Below are 23,067 nucleotides of genomic sequence, written 5' to 3'. Positions count from 1 at the left end.
GATAACAACAAATAAAAGTGTAATAGCTTTACGAGGAGAAAGTGTTTGAATCCGATGAATTGAGAAAATTGAGAAGTGAGTTTAGTTGAGCTAAAAGAACAAGCAATTTTAGAAAATGAGGAAGGAAGCGAGCGCTTGTCTCGAAGTAAAGTAAGTTTCTTAGCGCCGGTGGTAGCAGATTTACGTTCCGCTAGAGAAAGAGTTATACCTTAACGAATAGAAAGTTAAAGTATTGAGTTACTTTACTTAGTTAAATCGCTTGTCTACACTGTAATTAAAGGAGTGCTAAGAATGATAATTAGAGCTTTAGAAGAAACAGACTTACAATTTGTACATCATTTAAATAACGAATATACGATTATGTCTTATTGGTTTGAAGAACCGTATGAATCATTAAGTGAGTTAAAAACGTTATATCAAAAGCATATTTTAGATGAATCAGAGAGAAGATTCATTATTGAAGATGATCACACGTCTATCGGTGTTGTAGAATTAGTGGAAATTAACTTTGTACATAGAAATTGTGAAATTCAAATTATTATAGATTCACAATTTGGAAATAAAGGGTATGCTAAAAAAGCATTTAAAATGGCAGTTGATTACGCCTTTTTAGTCTTGAACCTGAATAAAGTTTATTTATATGTGGATGTGAATAATGAAAAAGCAGTGCACATATATAAAAAAGCAGGTTTCATTATAGAAGGTGAATTAAAAGAACATTTTTATACTCAAGGAAAGTATAAAGATTGTTATGTCATGGGACTATTGAAAGCAAAGTGGATTGAGCAACGCGATGGCAATGATGATTTATCGTAAGTGCACTAAATAATTAGAAAGTGTGTATAATATGGAACTTCCAATTTTTCATAAATTATCTCAATTGGTAAATGAAAATGCTATTTCTTTACATGTACCTGGTCACAAAAATGGAACAATCGGTAATGTAAAAAATTTGGACTTTAAGATGGATATGACTGAAATTACGGGACTTGATGATTTGCATCACCCAGAAGATATCATATTAAAAAGTATGCAACATATTCATAAGCAACCGGATTATGACGCATATTTCTTAATTAACGGAACAACCTCAGGAATTTTATCAGTGATACAGTCATTTTCAAAATTAAAAGGGAATTATTTGATTAGTCGTAATGTGCACAAATCAGTCTTTCATGGATTGGACATTGTACAGCAACCTGCTGATATAATAGCAATGATTAAGAGTAATAATAGTAGTCAATATTTAGGTCCGGACACACAAAGTATGACATTTAATAATCAGAAGTTAGCTATTGTAACCTATCCAAACTATTATGGTGAATGCTTTGATATCAAAGCATTTGTAGATAGAGCACATCGTGAAGCGATACCAGTATTAGTTGATGAGGCACATGGTGCACATTTTAATTTAAAAAACTTTCCAAAATCTGCACTTGAAAGTGGCGCGGATTATGTTGTGCAGTCTTATCACAAGACATTGCCCGCACTCACGATGGGATCTATATTGTTTATTCATAAAGATGCGCCATTGAAAGATGAAATAGTGCGATATCTAGGATACTATCAGACTTCTAGTCCTTCATATTTAGTGATGGCCAGTCTTGAGCTAGCACATCAATTTTATGTTGATTACGATAGTACGCTATTTTTTGAGAAAAGAAAGCAACTTATTGATACGCTAAATATGATTGGATTAACTACTATTTGTGTAAGTGATCCTTTAAAATTATTAATTCAGTATCAAGGGTATTCTGGATTTGAAATACAAACATGGTTTGAACAAATGGGTATATACATTGAATTAGCTGACGACAAGCAAGTTTTATTTGTATTGCCGTTATGGCATGAGGACGATAAGTATCCATTTGAAACACTATTAAACAAAATCACTAAAATCAATCTACCATGTCCTTTGTCAACTAAACAATCAACATCAATACATATACCGTTAGATGAAGGTACATACTTCCCACAAGATAGTGGTAACGTAACATGGGTTGATATTGATCAATCGATAGGTAAGATATTAGCAATGCACATCATACCATATCCGCCGGGTATCCCTGTTTATTTAAAAGGGGAAAGAATAACCCAAAATATGATAAAATTAATGCGAGAATATCTTCAAAAAGGCGATAGAGTTGAAGGTATAAGACAAGAAAAAATATTAGTTAAGGATGAATAAAATGTCGGCGTTTATAACATTCGAGGGTCCTGAAGGTTCAGGTAAGACAACTGTATTGCAACGTGTGTCTGAAAAGTTAGCTCAGGATTATCAGTTGATTGCTACTAGAGAACCTGGAGGAGTACCAACTGGTGAAGAAATACGTAAGGTAGTATTAGAAGGGGAAAATATGGACATACGTACAGAAGCAATGTTGTTTGCTGCTTCTAGAAGAGAACACCTAGTAGAAAAAGTTGTGCCCGCGTTAAATGATAATAAAATTGTCTTATGTGATAGATATATTGATAGTTCTCTTGCATATCAAGGTTATGCAAGGGGTATAGGTATTGAAGAAGTGAAGCAATTAAATGATTTTGCAATAAATGGTCTTTATCCAAATTTAACCATTTATTTAGATATTACGGCAGAAGTCGGTAGAGATAGAATACTTAAAAATCAACGAGATCAAAATCGGCTTGATAAAGAAGATATTGCATTTCACGAGAAGGTGATTGAAGGATATCGACAAATCATTCAAGAAACACCTCAGCGTTTTGCAGTGGTAGATGCGACACGTAATATTGATGATGTAGTCAATGAAACTTATGAGATAATCTTAAATTTTTTAAAATAATTATGATATAATAACAAGAAGAGGTGTTTTAAAATGAAAATGATTATAGCGATCGTTCAAGATCAGGATAGTCAAGAACTTTCAGACCAACTCGTGAAAAATAACTTTAGAGCTACAAAATTAGCAACTACTGGTGGATTTTTAAGAGCAGGTAACACTACTTTCTTATGTGGTGTAGATGATGGCCGTGTAGATGATATTTTATCAGTCATTGATCATACTTGCGGTAATAGAGATCAACTTGTTTCACCAATGACACCAATGGGAGGTAGTGCAGATTCTTACATACCATATCCTGTTGAAGTGGAAGTAGGTGGCGCTACAGTATTTGTAATGCCAGTCGAATCATTCCATAGATTTTAACATTTAAAAGTAATGAATAATGAAATTAAGACACCTTAGATGAATAAACAATATTCGAGGTTGGGACGTTATGGCTTATGCTCTGGAACACTGATAGACGGTGTTTGAAGGCAGATTTAGCAAACTTTTTTGCAACATGTTAAGTTGTAGAGAAACTCGATTCGACAAAATTTGAAATATAATTTTGCTAATCGGTAAGTTTGCATAAATTCTAAATGCTTTGGTTCTAACCTCTTTTATATTATAAAGTTGAATAAGGAGTAAGCAAGCATGGATGAACAACAAAAATTAGCGAATGCGTATCATTCAAATAAACTATCGCATGCCTACCTTTTTGAAGGTGATGATGCACAATCAATGAAGCATGTAGCGATGGAATTTGCAAAACTTATTCTATGTAATGGGAATCAGCAATGTGAAATGAAAGTTGAAACCTTCAACCAACCAGACTTCATGTATGTATCTTCTGAAGAAAATTCAATTAAGAAAGAGCAAATTGAGCAATTGGTACATCGTATGAATCAACTTCCTATTGAAGGAACACATAAAGTTTATATCATTGAAGATTTTGAAAAGCTTACTGTTCAAGGGGAAAATAGTATATTAAAGTTTTTAGAAGAACCACCTGAGAATACGATAGCCATTTTGTTATCAACGAAGCCAGAACAAATCTTAGATACAATTCATTCACGTTGTCAGCATGTTTATTTTAAACCAAGTGATAAACAAGACTTCATAGATAGATTAGTTGATGAAGATATTAATAGAGCTGTAGCTGAAATGCTAAGCACCTATACTACGCAACTAGAAACTGCAATAGATTTAAATGAAGAACATGATTTAGTTACACTTAGGAAAGTGATTTTACATTGGTGTGACTTATTATTAACGAATAGACCTATGGCATTAATTGGAATAATAGATTTATTAAAAAATGCGAAAAATCGTAAGTTACAATTATTAACGCTAGCAGCCGTTAACGCGTTTTTTGAGGATATTATGCATGCCAAAATAGGAATTGAACGAGATTTTACATACACAGATTTAAAAGGTAATATAGAAAAATATGCGAATCAGTTATCGCTAAACCAAGTTATAACAATGTATGACCAAATTACAGAAGCGCACAAAAAATTAATGCAAAATGTTAATCCGACGCTTGTATTTGAACAAATAGTAATCAAAGGTGTGAGTTAGAATGCCAAATATCGTAGGTGTACAATTTCAGAAAGCAGGGAAATTGGAATATTATGCGCCTAATGATTTAGACGTAAATGTAGATGATTGGGTTGTTGTCGAATCTAAAAGAGGCATTGAAATTGGAAGTGTAAAGTTTCCACCTAAAGATGTTGAAGATGGTGATGTCACATTACCTTTAAAAGAAATTATACGCGTTGCTACAGAGCAAGATATCGAAACGTATTATCAAAATGATGAAGATGCCACTAATGCATTACAATTATGTAAAGACTTAGTTAAAGAACAGCAACTGGATATGCGATTAGTTAATTGTGAATATACATTAGATAAATCAAAAGTAATTTTTAATTTTACAGCAGATGATCGTATTGATTTTCGTAAACTCGTAAAACATTTAGCACAAAATTTAAAGACACGTATCGAATTAAGACAAATCGGTGTTCGAGATGAAGCCAAATTACTAGGTGGTATCGGTCCATGTGGTCGTTCACTATGTTGTGCCACATTTTTAGGGGATTTTGAACCGGTTTCAATTAAAATGGCTAAAGATCAAAATCTGTCATTAAATCCTACTAAAATTTCTGGTGCTTGTGGTCGATTGATGTGTTGTTTAAAATATGAAAATGATTTTTATGAAGAGGCAAGAGCACAGTTGCCTGATTTAGGGGATAAAATTGTGACACCTGAAGGCAAAGGACGAGTCATTGGGTTAAATATTCTAGATATTTCAATGCAAGTTAAAATCGATGGTTTAGAACAGCCGTTAGAATATAAAATGGAAGAATTAGAAGCTTTTAATTAAGGAGGCACGTTACTTTTGAATCGCAATGACTTATTTGAAAAAATTGTAAAACTTGAAAGTAATGTTAATCAATTAAATCAGGAAATGAGTGAACTGAAAGCATTATCTATCCAACTTATTGAAGAAAATGTTGCCTTACAAGTTGAAAATGATAATTTAAAATCATTGATGGCTAAGAGTGAACAAGATGTTGAAGATGTCAAAGTTACCAATCGTATTGAAAAAGACAACAAGCCAATGAGTAAGGAAAGAGATAATAAAAGTTCAATTAAACATGTTAAGAAACCATTGCCAAGTAAGGATAACTTAGCAGTATTATATAGCGAAGGATTCCATATTTGTAATGGAGAATTATTTGGTAAACACCGATATGGTGAGGATTGTTTACTATGTATGAATGTATTAAATAGTTAGACCATTGGTCAGTTGATATTGCCAGTGGATTGACAGTACGTCGCAAATGTAAAGTGAAATTGATTAAAGCGTACGCTAATGATTAGGGATGGATTTCAACACTTTGAAATATAACGATGTGTTGTAAAGACATCTCTTTTTTAGGAGAAAAAAGATTATGTTAAAAGCTAATGAGCGTATTGATGACTTATTTAAAGAAAATTTGAAAATTATACAAAATGACGATGTTTTTTCATTTTCAACAGATGCTTTATTGTTAGGGCATTTTACCGAAGTGAGGAAGAATGACAAAATATTAGACCTTTGCGCGGGAAATGGTGTGATTGCACTCTTGTTATCAGCTAAAGAATCGCAAACAATTGAGAGTATCGAGATACAAGAACAATTGGCTGATATGGCTCGTCGTAGCTTCGAATATAACGATTTAACGAATCGATTATTAATGCATCACATGGATTTAAAAGATGTGTACCAAAACTTTAAACCATCTCAATATACGTTAGTCACGTGTAATCCTCCTTATTTTAAAAGCAATCAACGTCATCAACATCAAAAAGAGGCGCATAAGATTGCGAGACATGAGATTATGTGTACATTAGAGGATTGTATGTTGGCAGCGCGTCATTTATTAAAGCAAGGTGGTCGACTTATGATGGTTCATCGAGCTGAAAGGTTAATGGATGTCTTAACTGAGATGCGCAAAGCCACTATTGAACCGAAACGAGTGGTTTTTATTTATAGTAAAATTGATAAATCGGCTGTTACGATTGTAGTAGAGGGACGCAAAAACGGTAACCAGGGATTAACCATTGCACCACCATTTTACATCTATAACAATCAGGGTGACTACACTGATGAAATGAAAGAGGTGTATTATGGCTAAACATTATGTCTATATAGTTAAATGCAAAGATAATTCATTATATACGGGTTATACTACCAATGTAGAGGCACGTATTGCGACGCATAATGCAGGAAAAGGGGCTAAATATACTAAAACAAGACGTCCGGTAGTGTTAGTTTATCAAGAAATGTTTAGTTCAAAATCAGAAGCAATGCGAAGAGAGTATGAAATTAAAACATATAGCAGACAACAAAAATTAAAAATGATTGAGGAGCGTTAAATATGGCGACATTATATTTAGTGGGAACGCCTATAGGAAATCTAGGTGATATTACATTTCGTGCAATTGAAACTTTAAATAATGCTGATTTTATAGCTTGTGAAGATACACGAGTGACCAAAAAGCTTTGCAATCATTATGATATTCAAACACCGCTCAAATCATATCATGAACATAATAAGTCACAGCAAACTGAGTATTTAATTGACTTGTTAAATGAAGGTTACAATATCGCTTTAGTGTCAGATGCAGGTTTACCTTTAATAAGCGATCCGGGTTATGAGTTGGTCGTTGCAGCCCACAGTTATGACATTCATGTAGAAACCGTGCCTGGTCCTAATGCAGGTTTAACTGCACTAATGGCAAGTGGCCTACCATCCTATACGTATACATTTTTAGGCTTTTTACCTAGAAAAGAAAAAGATAAAGTAGCAGTATTGCAGGAACGAATGTTTCAAGATAGCACATTAATTATTTATGAGTCACCATTCCGTGTTGTTGAAACGTTAAAAGTCATTTCCAAAGTTGATGATACTAGACGTGTTGCAGTGGGTCGTGAATTAACTAAAAAGTTTGAACAAATTGTGATGCAAGAAGTTGGGCACTTAATAAATGCATTTCAAAACGATGAAATTATGCAAAAAGGTGAATTTGTAATCTTGATTGAGGGCGCTAAGCCTCTTGAAACTGAACAATGGTTTCAATCACTTACCATTTCAGAGCATGTCGAACACTATATATCAGAACAAAATATTAAACCTAAAAAGGCGATTAAGTTAGTCGCAGAAGACCGTCATATGAAGACTGGAGAAGTTTATGACATATATCATGATGTCAATCAATGATGTGGCAATGAAACGTTGATTAATTAAATATTTTTCTGAGAAAATGGGCAATGAAAATCTTATGAAATACCCCATAAATTAATGAATTTATGGTAATGTTAATAGGATACGACATTAGAAAATTGATATGAGTTATAATAAGAAATAACTTAATATAAAAGGATATCGTGATGCGTTTAAGTATCAAAATCCATAATGAACAAAATAACACGTATATATTATTATTTTGTAAACGATGAGGAGGACTATTGATGGCGAAAGAAACATTTTATATTACAACCCCAATTTATTATCCGAGTGGTAATTTGCATATCGGTCATGCATATTCAACAGTAGCTGGTGATGTGATTTCACGTTATAAACGTATGCAAGGCTATGATGTTCGTTACTTAACTGGTACAGATGAACATGGCCAAAAAATTCAAGAAAAAGCTCAAAAAGCAGGTAAAACTGAATTAGAATATTTAGATGAAATGATTAGTGGTATTAAAAGTCTTTGGAGTAAGTTAGAAATCTCTAATGATGACTTTATTCGTACTACAGAAGATCGTCATAAACAAGTAGTAGAAAAAGTTTTTGAGCGTCTTTTAAAACAAGGTGATATTTACCTTGGTGAGTATGAAGGGTGGTATTCAGTACCAGATGAAACATATTACACTGAATCGCAATTAGTAGATCCAATATATGAAAATGGCAAAATCGTTGGCGGAAAAAGCCCAGATTCAGGTCATGAGGTTGAGTTAGTTAAAGAGGAAAGCTATTTCTTTAATATTAATAAATACACAGATAGATTATTAGAATTTTATGATGCTAATCCAGATTTCATTCAACCGCCTTCAAGAAAAAATGAAATGATTAACAACTTTATTAAACCTGGTTTAGAAGATTTAGCTGTTTCACGTACATCATTTGACTGGGGCGTCAGAGTGCCATCCAATCCTAAACACGTTGTATACGTATGGATTGATGCGTTAGTAAACTATATTTCTGCATTAGGATACTTATCAGATGATGATGAATTATTCAAGAAATATTGGCCAGCAGATGTGCATTTAATGGCTAAGGAAATTGTACGTTTCCACTCAATTATTTGGCCAATTTTATTAATGGCGTTAGACTTACCGCTTCCTAAAAAAGTATTTGCACATGGTTGGATTCTGATGAAAGACGGTAAAATGAGTAAATCTAAAGGTAATGTGGTAGATCCTAACGTATTAATTGACCGCTATGGTCTTGATGCAACACGCTATTATTTAATGCGCGAACTACCATTTGGCTCTGATGGAGTATTCACTCCTGAAGCTTTTGTAGAGCGTACTAACTATGATTTAGCAAATGACTTAGGTAACTTAGTAAATCGTACAATCTCTATGATTAATAAGTATTTCCAAGGTGAACTGCCTGCATATGAAGGTCCTAAACATGAACTGGACGAAGATATGGAAGCATTAGCACATGAAACTGTGAAACATTTCAATGAAAGTATGGAAAGTTTTCAATTCTCTGTAGCTTTATCTACTGTATGGAAGTTTATTAGTCGTACGAATAAATATATCGATGAGACTACACCATGGGTATTAGCTAAGGATGATAGTCAAAAAGATATGCTTGGTAATGTCATGGCACATTTAGTTGAAAATATTCGATATGCTGCAGTATTACTACGTCCATTCTTAACACATGCGCCTAAAGAAATTTTCAAACAACTGAATATTAATGAACCTGAATTATTTGAATTAGAAAGTCTTGAACAATATGGTGCATTAAAACAACCGATTATGGTAACTGAGAAGCCAACACCAATCTTCCCACGTTTAGACACTGAAGCGGAAATTGCATATATTAAAGAATCAATGCAACCTCCAAAGTCTGAAGAATCTAAAGATGAAGTGGAAGAGCCAAGTAAAGCGCAAATTGATATTAAAGATTTTGATAAAGTTGAAATTAAAGCAGCAACAATTACTGATGCTGAAAACGTTCCAAAGTCTGATAAATTGTTAAAAATTCAAATTGACTTAGGTTCAGAGCAACGTCAAATTGTTTCTGGAATCGCTAAGTTTTATCGTCCAGAAGATATTATCGGAAAAAAAGTTGCAGTGGTCACTAACTTAAAACCTGCTAAATTAATGGGTCAAAAGTCAGAAGGCATGATTTTATCAGCTGAAAAAGATGGTGTCTTAACATTAGTTAGTTTACCAAGTGCAATTCCAAATGGTGCAGTTATTAAATAGTAATAAATTGTAAAATTAGGAGAGATAAAATGTTAATCGATACACATGTCCATTTAAATGATGAACAATATGCGGAAGATTTAACTGAAGTCATTTCTCGTGCGAGAGAAGCAGGCGTTGATCGCATGTTTGTCGTTGGTTTTGATACACCGACAATCGAACGTGCTATGGAACTGATTGATCAATATGATTTTATTTATGGAATTATAGGTTGGCATCCTGTTGATGCGATTGATTTTACAGATGAACGTTTACAATGGATTGAAGAGTTATCAAAGCATCCTAAAGTTATTGGTATTGGAGAAATGGGCTTAGATTATCATTGGGATAAATCTCCAGCTGAAGTTCAAAAAGACGTATTTAGAAAGCAAATTACTCTCGCTAAAAGAGTGGGCTTGCCTATCATTATTCATAATCGCGAAGCTACGCAAGATTGTGTAGATATCTTAATGGAAGAACATGCTGAAGAAGTAGGCGGAATTATGCATAGTTTCAGTGGTTCTCCTGAAATTGCAGATGTAGTTATTAATAAGCTGAACTTCCATATTTCTTTAGGTGGTCCAGTTACATTTAAGAATGCTAAGCAACCTAAAGAAGTCGCAAAACATGTACCTATGGATAGATTGTTAGTTGAAACAGATGCGCCTTATCTTTCACCTCATCCATATAGAGGTAAACGTAATGAACCAGAACGTGTGACTTTAGTTGCTGAACAAATTGCAGAATTACGTGGTATGTCATACGAAGATGTATGTCATCAAACTACGGAAAATGCTGAACGTTTATTTAAATTAAAATAATAATATATGTCTGAGAAAGATGTTAAACCGTGTCTGTCATGGTATGATTTTATAAACATGACACACGACATCTTTCTCATTTTTTATGTGATAAGTAGTTATAATATATGTGAAATGAATTTGAAAGGTAAGGATTTTTTATTATGAAAATCAATGAATTTATCGTAGTAGAAGGTAGAGATGACACAGAACGAGTAAAGTCGGCTGTTGAATGTGATACGATTGAAACAAATGGGAGTGCTATCAATAAAGAGACTTTAGCAGTCATCCAAAATGCACAAGAAACAAGAGGTGTTATCGTATTAACTGATCCTGACTTTCCCGGTGATAAAATACGTCACACGATTACAGAACACGTTTCAGGTGTTAAACATGCATATTTAGATAGAGAAAAGGCTAAAAATAAGCGTGGTAAAATCGGTGTTGAACATGCGCATCCAAAAGATATTAGAGACGCATTAATGCACGTCAGTTCTCCTTTTGAAGAAGCGGAAGAATCAATCGACAAAAGTGTTCTCATAGACTTAGGATTAATAATTGGTAAAGACGCACGTCGTAAAAGAGAAATACTAGGTCGTAAATTACACATCGGACATTCAAATGGCAAGCAACTGCTTAAGAAACTCAATGCATTTGGTTATACTGAATCGGATGTGCGCGAAGCATTATCTATGGAAAAGGAGAGTGAATAAAAGGTGGAGAGAAAAGATATTGCGACACCTTCTAGAACTAAGGCATTGTTAGATCAGTTTGGATTTAACTTTAAAAAAAGTTTAGGACAAAATTTCTTAGTAGATGTGAATATCATTCATAAAATTATAGATGCAAGTGAAATTGACGACAACACAGGTATTATTGAAGTTGGTCCCGGTATGGGTTCTTTAACAGAGCAATTAGCCAAAAGAGCTAAAAAGGTGATGTCATTTGAAATTGATCAACGACTTATACCTGTACTAAAAGAAACGCTAGCGCCATATGACAACGTAACGATAATTAACGAAGATATATTGAAAGCAGACATTGGTAAAGCGGTTAAAACATATTTGAATGATTGTGACAAAATCATGGTCGTAGCTAATTTACCATATTATATTACAACACCAATTTTATTGAATTTAATGCAACAAGATATTCCGATTGATGGTTATGTTGTTATGATGCAAAAAGAGGTTGGTGAACGTTTAAATGCCCAAGTAGGAACAAAGGCTTATGGTTCATTATCTATTGTTACACAGTACTATACAGAAACAAGTAAAGTGTTAACGGTTCCTAAAACAGTTTTCATGCCACCACCTAATGTAGATTCTATTGTTGTTAAATTAATGCAAAGAGAGACGCCACTCGTCAGCGTGGATGACGAAGAAACTTTCTTTAAATTAGCTAAAGCAGCTTTTGCGCAAAGACGTAAAACAATTAACAACAATTATCAGAATTTCTTTAAAGATGGAAAAAAGCATAGAAAAAGTATATTAAAATGGCTTGAACAAACAGGTATTGATCCTAAAAGACGTGGGGAAACGCTATCAATACAAGATTTTGCACGATTGTATGAAGAAAAGAAAAATTTCCCAGAATTAGAAAATTAAATTGTTGACAAAGCGCTACTACATTGATAAAATTTAAATTTTATTTGACATAACCTTGTAAAATATGGTATTATGTAACTTGTAGCGAGGTGGAGCAATATGCCAAAATCAATTTTGGACATCAAAAATTCTATTGATTGTCATTTAGGAAATCGTATTGTACTAAAAGCCAACGGTGGTCGTAAAAAAACAATCGAACGTTGCGGTGTTTTAAAAGAAACGTATCCTTCAGTATTCGTTGTTGAATTAGACCAAGATAAGCATAATTTTGAAAGAGTTTCGTATACATATACGGATGTTCTTACAGAGAACGTACAAGTTTCATTTGAAGAAGATAATCATCAAGAAGTAGTTGCACACTAATTTAGACATAAATATAGAGTGGTTTAGTGTATTACAACTCTATAAATTAAAATGTATTGGGTGTTGGGCTTATTAAGTTCAACACTCTTTTTTTGTAGAAGATTAAGATATGCGTCGAACGTGAGACAGTGAATGCTTCTACCTCACTTCCAATCATTTTACTTAAAAATAATATAATTTCATTAGAAAACGTATATTAGTAGATTAAATTGATTGTTTTATTAAGATTTTACATAAATTTGTCATGTATCTATCAAATATTTTAAGTCTTTATGTTAAAATCATCTTATTACTATAGATGAAGAGAGGGCGGAGAAATGATATATGAAACGGCACCAGCCAAGATAAATTTGACGCTCGATACACTTTTCAAAAGAGATGATGGATATCATGAAATTGCAATGATTATGACGACAGTTGATCTGAACGATCGATTATCTTTCCAAAAAAGAAAAGATAAAAAAATCGTTGTTGATATTGAACATAACTATGTTCCAAATGATCATAAAAATTTGGCTTATCGTGCAGCACAATTGATGTTGGAAACCTATGATTTAAATGAAGGTGTCACCATTACTATAGATAAAGATATCCCCGTTTCTGCCGGTTTAGCAGGAGGATCAGCTGATGCAGCTGCTACGTTGCGTGGTATTAATCGTCTGTTTAATTTGGATAAATCTTTGCATGAACTAAGTGATTTGGGAATACAAATTGGAACAGACATTCCGTTTTGCATCTATAACAGAACTGCTGTATGCAAAGGTAGAGGTGAAAAGATACGCTTTTTAAAAAAGCCACCTTCAGCTTGGGTAGTTTTAGCGAAACCTAATTTAGGTATATCATCCGCGGATGTATTCAAGGCGTTAGATTTGGATGATGCACATCATGTAGATACAGAAATGTGCGAGAAGGCGATTGTTGAAGGTGATTATAAACAGTTATGTGAAAGCTTATCGAATCGTCTAGAACCAGTATCAATGTCAATGCATCCTGAAATTGAAAAAATAAAAAATAATATGTTGCAATGTGGTGCAGATGGCGCATTAATGAGTGGTAGTGGTCCAACCGTATATGGGCTTGCTCAAAAAGAAAGCCAAGCGAAAAAGATATATAATGCTGTTAATGGCTGCTGTAATGAAGTGTATTTAGTAAGATTATTAGGATAGAAGGGTTGAACAACAAATGAGGTATAAAAGAAGTGAACGTATCGTCTTTATGACACAGTATTTAATGAATCATCCAAATCAGTTAATACCTTTAACTTTTTTTGTGAAAAAATTTAAACAAGCGAAGTCTTCAATTAGTGAAGATGTTCAAATTATTAAGAATACTTTCCAAAAAGAAAAACTAGGTACAGTTATTACGACTGCAGGTGCTAGTGGTGGTGTAACTTACAAACCAATGATGAGTAAAGAAGAGGCTTCGCAAATTGTTGAAGAAGTTATTGAACTACTTCAAGAAAAAGAACGATTATTACCTGGTGGATATCTTTTCTTATCAGATTTAGTAGGTAACCCTTCTTTACTTAATAAAGTTGGTAAATTAATTGCTAGCATTTATATGGAAGAAGATCTTGATGCGGTTGTAACAATCGCTACAAAAGGGATATCGCTTGCTAATGCGGTAGCTAACGTATTAAATTTACCTGTAGTAGTAATTAGAAAAGACAATAAAGTTACTGAGGGATCTACTGTATCGATTAACTACGTGTCTGGCTCTTCACGTAAGATCGAAACAATGGTGCTTTCTAAACGTACATTAGCTGAAAATTCTAATGTACTTGTCGTGGATGATTTTATGAGAGCAGGAGGTTCAATCAACGGTGTCATGAATCTTATGAATGAGTTTAAGGCACAAGTTAAAGGGGTATCTGTACTTGTAGAATCAAAAGAAGTTAAACAAAGATTGATTGAGGATTATACTTCTTTAGTTAAATTATCTGATGTTGATGAATACAATCAGGAATTTAAAGTAGAACCTGGCAATAGTTTGTCTAAATTTTCTTAAAAGGAGTTTATTACATCATGAAAACAATTAACACTAAAAAAGCACCAGAAGCTTTAGGACCATACTCACACGCTATGGTTGTGAATAATTTAGTATTCACATCTGGACAAATCCCATTAGATACTGAAGGGAATATTGTCAGTGATGATGTGAAAGAGCAAACAAAACAAGTGCTAGACAATTTGTCTGTCGTACTTGAAGAAGCTGGTTCGGATTTAAACTCAGTTGTGAAAGCAACCATTTTTATCTCCGACATGAATGAATTTCAACAAATAAATGAAGTCTATGGTAGTTATTTCAGTGAACATCAACCAGCGCGTAGTTGTGTTGAAGTTGCAAGATTGCCTAAAGACGTTAAAGTTGAAATTGAAGTTGTAGGTAAAGTAAAAGGAATATAATTTCCTTGATTAAAGAATTGTCAAGCTTCTAACAAACAAAGATATATATACTAGGGGGGCTCACTACATGAAAGTGACAGATGTTAGACTTAGAAAAATAGAAACAGATGGCAGAATGAAAGCACTTGTTTCAATTACATTAGACGAAGCTTTTGTAATTCACGATTTACGTGTAATTGAAGGGAACTCAGGTCTTTTCGTTGCTATGCCAAGTAAACGTACACCAGATGGTGAATTCCGTGATATCGCGCATCCAATCAACTCTGATATGAGACAAGAAATTCAAGATGCCGTTATGAAAGTATATGACGAAACAGATGAAGTTATTCCAGATAAAAATGCTTCATCAGAAGATTCAGACGAAGCTTAAATAAATCATACATTATGGCAGGTTCAGCATTTAAATTTGTTGAACCTGTTTTTTAAATATCAAGTGCGGTATAAAGCGTTTTACTAGTGAATACATATTTTGAAAAATTTAAATAGACTAAATTATAAAACCTTCTAAATCTTGAAACTCGAACTTGAGTTAAATTATAATAAATTAGAAGTGTAAAATTTATTGGAGGGTTACCACTCATGCAAAGAAATGCAGTAATATTAGCAGCTGGAAAAGGTACTAGAATGAAATCAAATAAATATAAAGTGCTACATAAAGTTGCTGGAAAATCAATGGTAGAACATGTGTTAACAAATGTTAAGAATGCTGGTGTTAACCAAATCGTGACAATTGTAGGTCATGGTGCTGAAGACGTTAAAGAAACATTGGGGAACCAATCGTTATATAGCTATCAAGAAGAACAATTAGGAACAGCACATGCTGTAAAGATGGCTAACGAACATTTGAAAGAAGTGGAAGGTACAACTTTAGTTGTTTGTGGAGACACACCGCTCATTACAGCTCATACGTTACAAAAGTTAATTGAGCATCATGAAAGTACTCATGCGCAAGCGACAGTATTATCAGCAACTGCTCAGATTCCGTTTGGTTATGGGCGAATTGTTCGCGATGAACAACGTAGACTACAACGTATTGTTGAAGAAAAAGACGCGTCAGAAGCACAAAAAGCATTAACGGAAATTAGTTCTGGAATTTTTGCGTTCGATAATCGAGTTCTTTTCTCTAAATTAGAAGAAGTTAAAAATGATAATGCTCAAGGTGAATACTACTTGCCAGATGTGATCAGCTTAATCTTAGCTGATAATGGCGTCGCTGAAGTTTATCACACAGACGATTTTAATGAGATTATGGGTGTAAATGATCGTGTCATGTTAAGTAATGCGGAAAAGGCGTTGCAACAACGTATTAACATTGAGCATATGAGAAATGGTGTAACTATTATCGACCCTACAACTACATTTATTGGACCAGATGTCAAAATAGGTATGGATACAATTATTGAACCTGGTGTACGTATTAATGGTGAAACAGAAATAGGAGAAGAAGCTGTCATCGGTCAATACTCTGAAATCAACAATAGTCATATTGGCTCAAAAGTTGACATTAAACAATCAGTTATTAATGATTCAATCGTTGGTGATAAAACAAAAGTTGGACCATTCGCGCAACTAAGACCTGGTTCAAACTTAGGTTCAGATGTAAAAGTGGGTAACTTTGTCGAAGTGAAAAAAGCAGATCTTAAAGATGGGGCTAAAGTATCTCACTTAAGTTATATTGGAGATGCTGAAATCGGTGAACGTACAAACATTGGTTGTGGTTCAATCACAGTAAATTATGATGGTGTTAATAAATTTAAAACGGTTGTAGGTAAAGATGCATTTATTGGATGTAATACTAACTTAGTGGCACCTGTAACTGTTGGTGACGGTGTGTTAATCGCTGCAGGTTCAACAATTACCGACAACGTCCCTAATGAAAGTTTAGCCCTTGCGCGTGCCCGTCAAATCACAAAAGAAGGATATCTCAAAAAATAATTTTTTGATAAAATTTGGTATCTCTTTTCCACAATTTTTTGTTGAACATAGTAAAAGCGATTAATTTTTTATATAATGAAAGTGTCTAAGTTAAAAATTGGAGGACTATAAATGTTAAATAATGAATACAAAAATTCATCTTTAAAGATTTTCTCTTTAAAAGGAAATGAGCCATTAGCACAAGAGGTAGCTGATCGAGTAGGGATTGAATTAGGGAAATGTTCTGTTAAACGCTTTAGCGATGGAGAAATTCAAATCAATATTGAAGAAAGTATTCGTGGATGTGATGTTTTCATTATCCAACCAACTTCAAATCCGGTTAATTTACACTTGATGGAGTTATTGATCATGATTGATGCTTGTAAGCGTGCATCAGCAGCTAATATCAATATTGTGGTTCCATATTATGGCTATGCACGTCAAGATAGAAAAGCACGTAGCCGTGAACCTATTACAGCTAAGTTAGTAGCTAACTTAATTGAAACAGCTGGTGCTAATCGCATGATTGCATTAGATTTACATGCACCACAAATTCAAGGATTCTTTGATATTCCAATTGACCATTTAATGGGTGTACCAATCATTGGTCAACATTTTGAGAATGACCCTAACATTGACCCAGAAGAATGTGTCGTAGTATCACCGGACCACGGTGGCGTTACACGCGCACGTAAACTTGCTGACATTTTAAAAACTCCGATTGCAATTATTGATAAACGACGTCCTAAACCAAACGTAGCAGAAGTAATGAATATTGTTGGTGAAATTGAAGGACGCACTGCGATTATTATTGATGACATTATCGATACAGCAGGAACAATCACTTTAGCTGCACAAGCTTTAAAAGATAAAGGTGCTAAAGATGTGTATGCTTGTTGTACACACCCAGTTTTATCAGGTCCTGCTAAGGAGCGTATCGAGAATTCAGCAATTAAAGAATTAATCGTTACAAATTCAATCTTATTAGATGACACACGTAAACCGTCAAACACTAAAGAATTATCAGTAGCTGGATTACTTGCTCAAGCAATTATTCGAGTATATGAACGTGAATCAGTAAGTGTATTATTTGACTAAAGTTTACAATTGCGTTTGACTTATACATTTCAACCGTGTATAATATATTCGTTCGTGGTTTTACGAACTAATAAACACTTGCAAGCAACTTATAAAGTTGATGGGTAAGTGAAGGGAAGTCCAGAACTTTATATTCTCACGATAATAAGTATCTAGACTTGAAAATGAAAGGTGGAAATACGAATGACTTCATTAAAGTCAATCATCCGTCAAGGTAAACAAACACGTTCTGACCTTAAAAAATTACGTAATACAGGTAAAGTACCTGCAGTAGTTTATGGTTATGGTACTAAAAATACTTCAGTTAAAGTTGATGAAGTTGAATTCATCAAAGTTATCCGTGAAGTAGGACGTAACGGTGTTATCGATTTAGGCGTTGGTTCTAAATCAATCAAAGTTATGGTGTCAGATTATCAATTTGACCCACTTAAAAACCAAATTACACACATCGACTTCTTAGCAATCAACATGACTGAAGAACGTACTGTTGATGTACCAGTTCAATTAGTAGGTGAAGCTGCTGGTGCTAAAGAAGGTGGCGTAGTTGAACAACCATTATTCGACTTACAAGTTACAGCAACTCCAGAAAATATCCCTGAATCAATTGAAGTTGACATTACTGAATTAGAAGTTAATGACAGCTACTCAGTTTCAGATATTAAAGTTTCTGGCGATTTCACAATTGAAAATGACCCAGAAGAATCTGTTGTAACAGTAGTTCCTCCAACTGATGAACCTACTGAAGAAGAAGTTGAAGCTATGGAAGGTGAAGCAGCAACTGAAGAACCTGAAGTAGTTGGTGAAGATAAAGAAGAAGATAGCAAAGAAGAAAATAAAGACGAAGAATAATTCGTTGATTGTTATCTTTATGGGAGTGGAACATGAATTCTTAATGAATTCTGTTCTACTCCCTTTTTGTGTTATTATAGGGAATGTTATAAAATAATGAATAATTGATATATGCACAATTCTATTCAGTTAGTCGTTATAAATGAATCACAATGGAGGTAACATCGTATGAAATGTATTGTGGGTCTTGGGAATATAGGCAAGCGATTTGAGTTAACAAGACACAATATCGGTTTTGAAGTCATTGATTACATTTTGAAGAAACATAATTTCTCATTAGATAAACAAAAATTTAAAGGTGCTTATACTATTGAACGTTTAAATGGTGACAAGGTTCTATTTATTGAACCAATGACTATGATGAATCTGTCTGGTGAAGCAGTAGGGCCATTAATGGATTACTATAATGTTGAAGTGGAAGATTTAATCGTCTTGTATGATGATTTAGATTTATCTCAAGGTCAAATCCGCTTGCGCCAAAAAGGTAGTGCTGGAGGACATAATGGTATGAAGTCTATCATTAAACATTTAGGTACAGATCAATTTAAACGAATTCGTATTGGCGTAGGGAGACCAACGAATGGTATGTCAGTACCTGATTATGTATTACAGAAATTTTCAAAAGAAGAGATGATTACTATGGATAAAGTGATTGAACATTCAGCACATGCTGTGGAAGCTTTTATTGAAAGTTCACGCTTCGACCATGTAATGAATCAATATAATGGAGAAGTCAATTGAGATCTATCATTTCAGACTATATTCAAAATGATAAACGTTTCCAGGAACTCGATGATGTATTCGGTCATCAAAACATTCTTGTAACTGGTCTCTCTCCCTCTGCGAAAGCTACGATTATCGCTGAAAAGTATCTAAAAGATCAAAAACAAATGTTGTTAATCACTAACAACTTATATCAAGCAGATAAATTAGAAACTGATATTTTACAATATGTCGATCATTCTGAAGTTTATAAATATCCTGTACAAGATATTATGACTGAAGAATTTTCAACGCAAAGCCCTCAACTTATGAGTGAACGTGTAAGAACACTGACTGCATTAGCTCATAATAAGAAAGGGTTATTTATCGTACCTTTGAACGGATTGAAAAAGTGGCTCACACCGTTTGAACTTTGGAAAGATCATCAAATTACGCTTAGAGTAGGCGAGGATATAGATGTCGATGAATTCTTAAATAAATTAGTGAATATGGGATATCGTCGTGAGAGTGTTGTATCACATATCGGCGAGTTCTCATTGCGTGGAGGTATTATCGATATTCACCCTCTCATAGGTCAACCTGTTCGAATAGAATTGTTTGATACAGAAGTTGATTCAATTCGTGACTTCGATGTTGAGACGCAACGTTCAAATGACAATATTGAAGAAGTTTCAATCACAACAGCAAGTGATTACATTATTACAGATGATGTCATTCAACATTTACAATCAGAATTGAAAACCGCATATGAAACAACACGACCAAAAATTGACAAGTCTGTTCGTAATGATTTGAAAGAGACATATGAAAGTTTTAAGTTATTTGAAACAACGTTTTTTGATCATCAATTATTACGTCGATTGGTGGCATTTATGTACGAGCAACCTTCAACGCTTATTGACTATTTTGCAAAAGACGCCATCATTGTAGCTGACGAATATAACCGTATTAAAGAAACTGAAAAGACGCTAACAACTGAAGTGGACGATTTCATTCAGAACTTAATAGAAAGTGGAAACGGATTTATCGGTCAATCATTTATGCAATTTGATGGTTTTGAGTCGTTATTGAAGGATTATCCAGTGACGTACTTCACTTTGTTTACGTCCACTATGCCTGTTCAGTTACAACATATTATTAAGTTTTCTTGTAAACCAGTACAACAGTTTTATGGGCAATACGATATTATGCGTTCTGAATTCCAACGCTATGTACACAACGACTATCATATCGTGGTTTTAGTAGAAACTGAAACGAAAGTTGAACGAATTCAATCGATGTTGAATGAGATGCATATACCAATTGTTACTAATGTTCACAATGACATTAAATCTGGCCAAGTCGTTGTTACAGAGGGTAGTCTTTCAGAAGGTTTCGAATTACCTTATATGCAACTTGTTGTTATAACTGAGAGAGAATTGTTCAAAACAAAACAAAAGAAACAGCGTAAACGTACTAAAACTTTATCTAATGCTGAAAAAATCAAGTCATATCAAGACCTTAATGTTGGTGACTACGTCGTACATGTACATCATGGGGTAGGGCGTTATCTTGGTGTTGAAACTTTAGAAGTTGGAGATGTTCACCGAGATTATATTAAATTGCAATATAAAGGCACAGACCAACTCTTTGTACCAGTCGATCAAATGGATCAAGTTCAAAAATATGTTGCTTCAGAAGATAAGTCGCCTAAATTAAATAAACTTGGTGGCTCAGAATGGAAGAAAACAAAAGCTAAAGTTCAACAAAGTGTCGAAGATATTGCTGATGAATTAATCGCATTATATAAAGAACGTGAAATGTCGGTAGGTTATCAATACGGTGAAGATACCGCTGAGCAAAGTGCATTTGAAATGGACTTCCCATATGAATTAACGCCTGACCAAGCGAAATCGATAGACGAAATTAAAGGTGATATGGAACGCGAGCGACCAATGGATCGTCTATTATGTGGTGACGTAGGTTATGGTAAAACAGAAGTTGCTGTTAGAGCAGCTTTTAAAGCAGTAATGGAAGGGAAACAAGTTGCATTTCTTGTACCTACAACGATTTTAGCGCAACAACATTATGAAACGTTAATTGAACGAATGCAGGATTTTCCGGTACAAATTGAATTGATTAGTCGATTCCGTTCAACTAAAGAAGTCAAAGAAACTAAAGAAGGTCTTAAATCAGGATACGTTGATATTGTTGTTGGAACACATAAATTGTTAGGCAAAGATATTCATTATAAAGATTTAGGATTATTAATAGTCGATGAAGAACAACGTTTTGGTGTACGTCATAAAGAACGTATTAAGACAATGAAGACGAATGTAGACGTACTGACGTTAACTGCAACGCCTATTCCTAGAACATTACACATGAGTATGCTAGGTGTACGGGATTTATCAGTCATTGAGACACCTCCAGAAAATCGTTTCCCTGTACAAACTTATGTGTTAGAACAAAATAATAATTTTATTAAAGAAGCTTTAGAACGAGAATTATCACGTGATGGACAGGTATTCTATTTATACAACAGAGTTCAATCCATTTATGAAAAACGTGAACAATTACAGATGTTAATGCCGGATGCTAATATTGCCGTTGCACATGGTCAGATGACAGAACGTGATCTTGAAGAAACAATGCTAAGCTTTATTAATGGCGAATTTGATATTTTAGTGACTACAACGATTATTGAGACAGGTGTAGATGTACCTAATGCGAATACTCTAATCATTGAAGAAGCAGATCGCTTTGGATTAAGCCAATTGTATCAATTGCGCGGTCGTGTAGGACGCTCAAGTCGAATTGGCTATGCATACTTTTTACATTCTGCGAATAAAGTGCTAACTGAAACTGCAGAAGAAAGATTACAAGCTATTAAAGAATTTACTGAATTGGGTTCAGGATTCAAAATTGCCATGCGTGATTTAAATATTCGTGGTGCCGGAAACTTACTAGGTAAACAACAACACGGCTTTATTGATTCGGTTGGCTTTGACTTGTATTCACAAATGTTAGAAGAAGCGGTTAATGAAAAACGTGGTATTAAAGAAGAAGAACCAGATGCACCAGAAGTAGAAATGGAACTCAACTTAGATGCCTATTTACCTGCAGAATACATTCAAAATGAGCAAGCAAAAATTGAAATTTATAAAAAACTACGTAAAGTCGAAACAGAAGAACAATTATTTGATATTAAAGATGAATTGATAGATCGATTCAATGATTATCCAGTTGAAGTTGAACGTTTACTTGAAATGGTTGAAATTAAAATACATGCGCTACATGCAGGGGTAACTTTAATTAAAGATAAAGGTAAGCAAATTGAAGTGTCATTATCAGCGAAAGCAACAGGACAAATGAACGGTGAAGAACTGTTTAAACAAACACAACCTTTAGGACGTGCAATGAAACTAGGTGTTAAAGAAAATCGCATGCATGTAACACTTACCAAGTCTAAGCAATGGTTAGATAACTTGAAATTCCTTGTGAGATGTCTTGAAGGAAGTATGGTTATTGAAGATGAAAACTAAAAGCATATCAGAATCTAAATCTACA

General features: G+C 33.9%; 25 protein-coding genes. All 25 read left to right on the top strand.

All coding sequences use genetic code 11. The annotated features are described in order from the left end of the window. Positions 1-75 precede the first annotated feature (75 nt). Positions 76-213: a hypothetical protein gene (locus HMPREF3134_RS12255; RefSeq protein WP_154391941.1), complete on the top strand. Its 138-nt coding sequence runs from the start codon at positions 76-78 to the stop codon at positions 211-213. 78 nt (positions 214-291) lie between these two features. Next, the gene (locus HMPREF3134_RS10405) at positions 292-816 is read left to right on the top strand and encodes a GNAT family N-acetyltransferase (protein ID WP_070442680.1); all 525 of its coding nucleotides are present in this window, start codon (positions 292-294) and stop codon (positions 814-816) included. Positions 817-847: 31 nt separating this feature from the next. After that, a complete protein-coding gene (locus HMPREF3134_RS10400) occupies positions 848-2,188 on the top strand; it encodes an aminotransferase class I/II-fold pyridoxal phosphate-dependent enzyme (RefSeq protein ID WP_053020207.1) in 1,341 nt (446 codons plus the stop codon). Between the two features lies 1 nt (position 2,189). Next, positions 2,190-2,801, top strand: coding sequence for a dTMP kinase (gene tmk, locus HMPREF3134_RS10395; protein WP_037552627.1), 612 nt, complete (start codon positions 2,190-2,192; stop codon positions 2,799-2,801). Positions 2,802-2,834: 33 nt separating this feature from the next. Continuing rightward, complete coding sequence (locus tag HMPREF3134_RS10390) at positions 2,835-3,164, top strand: cyclic-di-AMP receptor (RefSeq protein ID WP_070442677.1); 330 nt, start codon at positions 2,835-2,837, stop codon at positions 3,162-3,164. A 270-nt stretch (positions 3,165-3,434) separates the two neighbouring features. Then, positions 3,435-4,361: a DNA polymerase III subunit delta' C-terminal domain-containing protein gene (locus tag HMPREF3134_RS10385; protein WP_048668044.1), complete on the top strand. Its 927-nt coding sequence runs from the start codon at positions 3,435-3,437 to the stop codon at positions 4,359-4,361. A gap of 1 nt (position 4,362) precedes the next feature. Continuing rightward, positions 4,363-5,166, top strand: a complete 804-nt coding sequence (locus tag HMPREF3134_RS10380) for a PSP1 domain-containing protein (RefSeq protein WP_070442674.1) — start codon at positions 4,363-4,365, stop codon at positions 5,164-5,166. A 15-nt stretch (positions 5,167-5,181) separates the two neighbouring features. Next, entirely contained in the window at positions 5,182-5,580 is a 399-nt protein-coding gene (gene yabA, locus HMPREF3134_RS10375; protein ID WP_053023635.1) for a DNA replication initiation control protein YabA, read from the top strand. 157 nt (positions 5,581-5,737) lie between these two features. Then, on the top strand, positions 5,738-6,463 hold the full coding sequence (locus tag HMPREF3134_RS10370) for a tRNA1(Val) (adenine(37)-N6)-methyltransferase (protein WP_053023636.1): 726 nt from the start codon (positions 5,738-5,740) through the stop codon (positions 6,461-6,463). Further along, the gene (locus tag HMPREF3134_RS10365) at positions 6,456-6,704 is read left to right on the top strand and encodes a GIY-YIG nuclease family protein (RefSeq protein ID WP_037536987.1); all 249 of its coding nucleotides are present in this window, start codon (positions 6,456-6,458) and stop codon (positions 6,702-6,704) included. The genes HMPREF3134_RS10370 and HMPREF3134_RS10365 overlap by 8 nt, the downstream gene beginning before the upstream one ends. A gap of 2 nt (positions 6,705-6,706) precedes the next feature. Next, positions 6,707-7,549: a 16S rRNA (cytidine(1402)-2'-O)-methyltransferase gene (rsmI, locus tag HMPREF3134_RS10360; protein ID WP_070442671.1), complete on the top strand. Its 843-nt coding sequence runs from the start codon at positions 6,707-6,709 to the stop codon at positions 7,547-7,549. 251 nt (positions 7,550-7,800) lie between these two features. Then, positions 7,801-9,780, top strand: a complete 1,980-nt coding sequence (gene metG / locus HMPREF3134_RS10355) for a methionine--tRNA ligase (protein ID WP_037536992.1) — start codon at positions 7,801-7,803, stop codon at positions 9,778-9,780. Positions 9,781-9,809: 29 nt separating this feature from the next. Further along, entirely contained in the window at positions 9,810-10,580 is a 771-nt protein-coding gene (locus HMPREF3134_RS10350) for a TatD family hydrolase (RefSeq protein ID WP_037552637.1), read from the top strand. 143 nt (positions 10,581-10,723) lie between these two features. Beyond that, positions 10,724-11,272, top strand: a complete 549-nt coding sequence (gene rnmV, locus HMPREF3134_RS10345; RefSeq protein WP_011276769.1) for a ribonuclease M5 — start codon at positions 10,724-10,726, stop codon at positions 11,270-11,272. A 3-nt stretch (positions 11,273-11,275) separates the two neighbouring features. Continuing rightward, complete coding sequence (gene rsmA / locus HMPREF3134_RS10340) at positions 11,276-12,166, top strand: 16S rRNA (adenine(1518)-N(6)/adenine(1519)-N(6))-dimethyltransferase RsmA (protein ID WP_070442668.1); 891 nt, start codon at positions 11,276-11,278, stop codon at positions 12,164-12,166. Between the two features lie 99 nt (positions 12,167-12,265). After that, the gene (gene veg, locus HMPREF3134_RS10335) at positions 12,266-12,529 is read left to right on the top strand and encodes a biofilm formation stimulator Veg (protein WP_011276767.1); all 264 of its coding nucleotides are present in this window, start codon (positions 12,266-12,268) and stop codon (positions 12,527-12,529) included. Between the two features lie 317 nt (positions 12,530-12,846). Next, positions 12,847-13,695, top strand: a complete 849-nt coding sequence (ispE, locus tag HMPREF3134_RS10330; RefSeq protein WP_053015912.1) for a 4-(cytidine 5'-diphospho)-2-C-methyl-D-erythritol kinase — start codon at positions 12,847-12,849, stop codon at positions 13,693-13,695. A 16-nt stretch (positions 13,696-13,711) separates the two neighbouring features. Continuing rightward, a complete protein-coding gene (purR, locus tag HMPREF3134_RS10325) occupies positions 13,712-14,536 on the top strand; it encodes a pur operon repressor (RefSeq protein ID WP_053015913.1) in 825 nt (274 codons plus the stop codon). A gap of 17 nt (positions 14,537-14,553) precedes the next feature. Then, positions 14,554-14,934 carry a RidA family protein gene (locus HMPREF3134_RS10320; RefSeq protein WP_037552555.1) on the top strand — a complete coding sequence of 127 codons (381 nt, stop codon included), beginning with the start codon at positions 14,554-14,556 and terminating at the stop codon, positions 14,932-14,934. Positions 14,935-15,001: 67 nt separating this feature from the next. Next, the gene (spoVG, locus tag HMPREF3134_RS10315) at positions 15,002-15,304 is read left to right on the top strand and encodes a septation regulator SpoVG (protein ID WP_037552552.1); all 303 of its coding nucleotides are present in this window, start codon (positions 15,002-15,004) and stop codon (positions 15,302-15,304) included. 209 nt (positions 15,305-15,513) lie between these two features. Then, positions 15,514-16,869 (top strand): bifunctional UDP-N-acetylglucosamine diphosphorylase/glucosamine-1-phosphate N-acetyltransferase GlmU, encoded by a 1,356-nt coding sequence (gene glmU / locus HMPREF3134_RS10310; RefSeq protein WP_070442665.1) that lies wholly within the window; start codon positions 15,514-15,516, stop codon positions 16,867-16,869. 111 nt (positions 16,870-16,980) lie between these two features. Beyond that, positions 16,981-17,946 (top strand): ribose-phosphate diphosphokinase, encoded by a 966-nt coding sequence (locus HMPREF3134_RS10305; protein ID WP_011276761.1) that lies wholly within the window; start codon positions 16,981-16,983, stop codon positions 17,944-17,946. A 183-nt stretch (positions 17,947-18,129) separates the two neighbouring features. Further along, positions 18,130-18,795: a 50S ribosomal protein L25/general stress protein Ctc gene (locus HMPREF3134_RS10300; protein ID WP_070442662.1), complete on the top strand. Its 666-nt coding sequence runs from the start codon at positions 18,130-18,132 to the stop codon at positions 18,793-18,795. Between the two features lie 168 nt (positions 18,796-18,963). Next, the gene (gene pth, locus HMPREF3134_RS10295) at positions 18,964-19,536 is read left to right on the top strand and encodes an aminoacyl-tRNA hydrolase (RefSeq protein WP_011276759.1); all 573 of its coding nucleotides are present in this window, start codon (positions 18,964-18,966) and stop codon (positions 19,534-19,536) included. Further along, positions 19,533-23,042, top strand: coding sequence for a transcription-repair coupling factor (mfd, locus tag HMPREF3134_RS10290; protein WP_070442659.1), 3,510 nt, complete (start codon positions 19,533-19,535; stop codon positions 23,040-23,042). Before pth ends, mfd begins: the two co-directional genes overlap by 4 nt. Positions 23,043-23,067: the final 25 nt, after the last annotated feature.

The sequence above is a fragment of the Staphylococcus sp. HMSC14D10 genome, assembly GCF_001808125.1.
Classification (GTDB): Bacteria; Bacillota; Bacilli; order Staphylococcales; family Staphylococcaceae; genus Staphylococcus; species Staphylococcus haemolyticus.
This window is presented reverse-complemented; position numbering and strand designations above follow the sequence as displayed.

Coding starts and splice junctions, on each gene's coding strand:
- HMPREF3134_RS10370 (WP_053023636.1), top strand. CDS start 5,738: ATGTTAAAAGCTAATGAGCGTATTGATGACTTATTTAAAGAAAATTTG.
- veg (WP_011276767.1), top strand. CDS start 12,266: ATGCCAAAATCAATTTTGGACATCAAAAATTCTATTGATTGTCATTTA.
- glmU (WP_070442665.1), top strand. CDS start 15,514: ATGCAAAGAAATGCAGTAATATTAGCAGCTGGAAAAGGTACTAGAATG.
- HMPREF3134_RS10385 (WP_048668044.1), top strand. CDS start 3,435: ATGGATGAACAACAAAAATTAGCGAATGCGTATCATTCAAATAAACTA.
- purR (WP_053015913.1), top strand. CDS start 13,712: ATGAGGTATAAAAGAAGTGAACGTATCGTCTTTATGACACAGTATTTA.
- ispE (WP_053015912.1), top strand. CDS start 12,847: ATGATATATGAAACGGCACCAGCCAAGATAAATTTGACGCTCGATACA.
- HMPREF3134_RS10300 (WP_070442662.1), top strand. CDS start 18,130: ATGACTTCATTAAAGTCAATCATCCGTCAAGGTAAACAAACACGTTCT.
- tmk (WP_037552627.1), top strand. CDS start 2,190: ATGTCGGCGTTTATAACATTCGAGGGTCCTGAAGGTTCAGGTAAGACA.
- metG (WP_037536992.1), top strand. CDS start 7,801: ATGGCGAAAGAAACATTTTATATTACAACCCCAATTTATTATCCGAGT.
- HMPREF3134_RS10320 (WP_037552555.1), top strand. CDS start 14,554: ATGAAAACAATTAACACTAAAAAAGCACCAGAAGCTTTAGGACCATAC.
- HMPREF3134_RS10365 (WP_037536987.1), top strand. CDS start 6,456: ATGGCTAAACATTATGTCTATATAGTTAAATGCAAAGATAATTCATTA.
- HMPREF3134_RS10380 (WP_070442674.1), top strand. CDS start 4,363: ATGCCAAATATCGTAGGTGTACAATTTCAGAAAGCAGGGAAATTGGAA.
- rsmI (WP_070442671.1), top strand. CDS start 6,707: ATGGCGACATTATATTTAGTGGGAACGCCTATAGGAAATCTAGGTGAT.
- HMPREF3134_RS10400 (WP_053020207.1), top strand. CDS start 848: ATGGAACTTCCAATTTTTCATAAATTATCTCAATTGGTAAATGAAAAT.
- spoVG (WP_037552552.1), top strand. CDS start 15,002: ATGAAAGTGACAGATGTTAGACTTAGAAAAATAGAAACAGATGGCAGA.
- rnmV (WP_011276769.1), top strand. CDS start 10,724: ATGAAAATCAATGAATTTATCGTAGTAGAAGGTAGAGATGACACAGAA.
- HMPREF3134_RS10405 (WP_070442680.1), top strand. CDS start 292: ATGATAATTAGAGCTTTAGAAGAAACAGACTTACAATTTGTACATCAT.
- HMPREF3134_RS10305 (WP_011276761.1), top strand. CDS start 16,981: ATGTTAAATAATGAATACAAAAATTCATCTTTAAAGATTTTCTCTTTA.
- HMPREF3134_RS10390 (WP_070442677.1), top strand. CDS start 2,835: ATGAAAATGATTATAGCGATCGTTCAAGATCAGGATAGTCAAGAACTT.
- HMPREF3134_RS10350 (WP_037552637.1), top strand. CDS start 9,810: ATGTTAATCGATACACATGTCCATTTAAATGATGAACAATATGCGGAA.
- pth (WP_011276759.1), top strand. CDS start 18,964: ATGAAATGTATTGTGGGTCTTGGGAATATAGGCAAGCGATTTGAGTTA.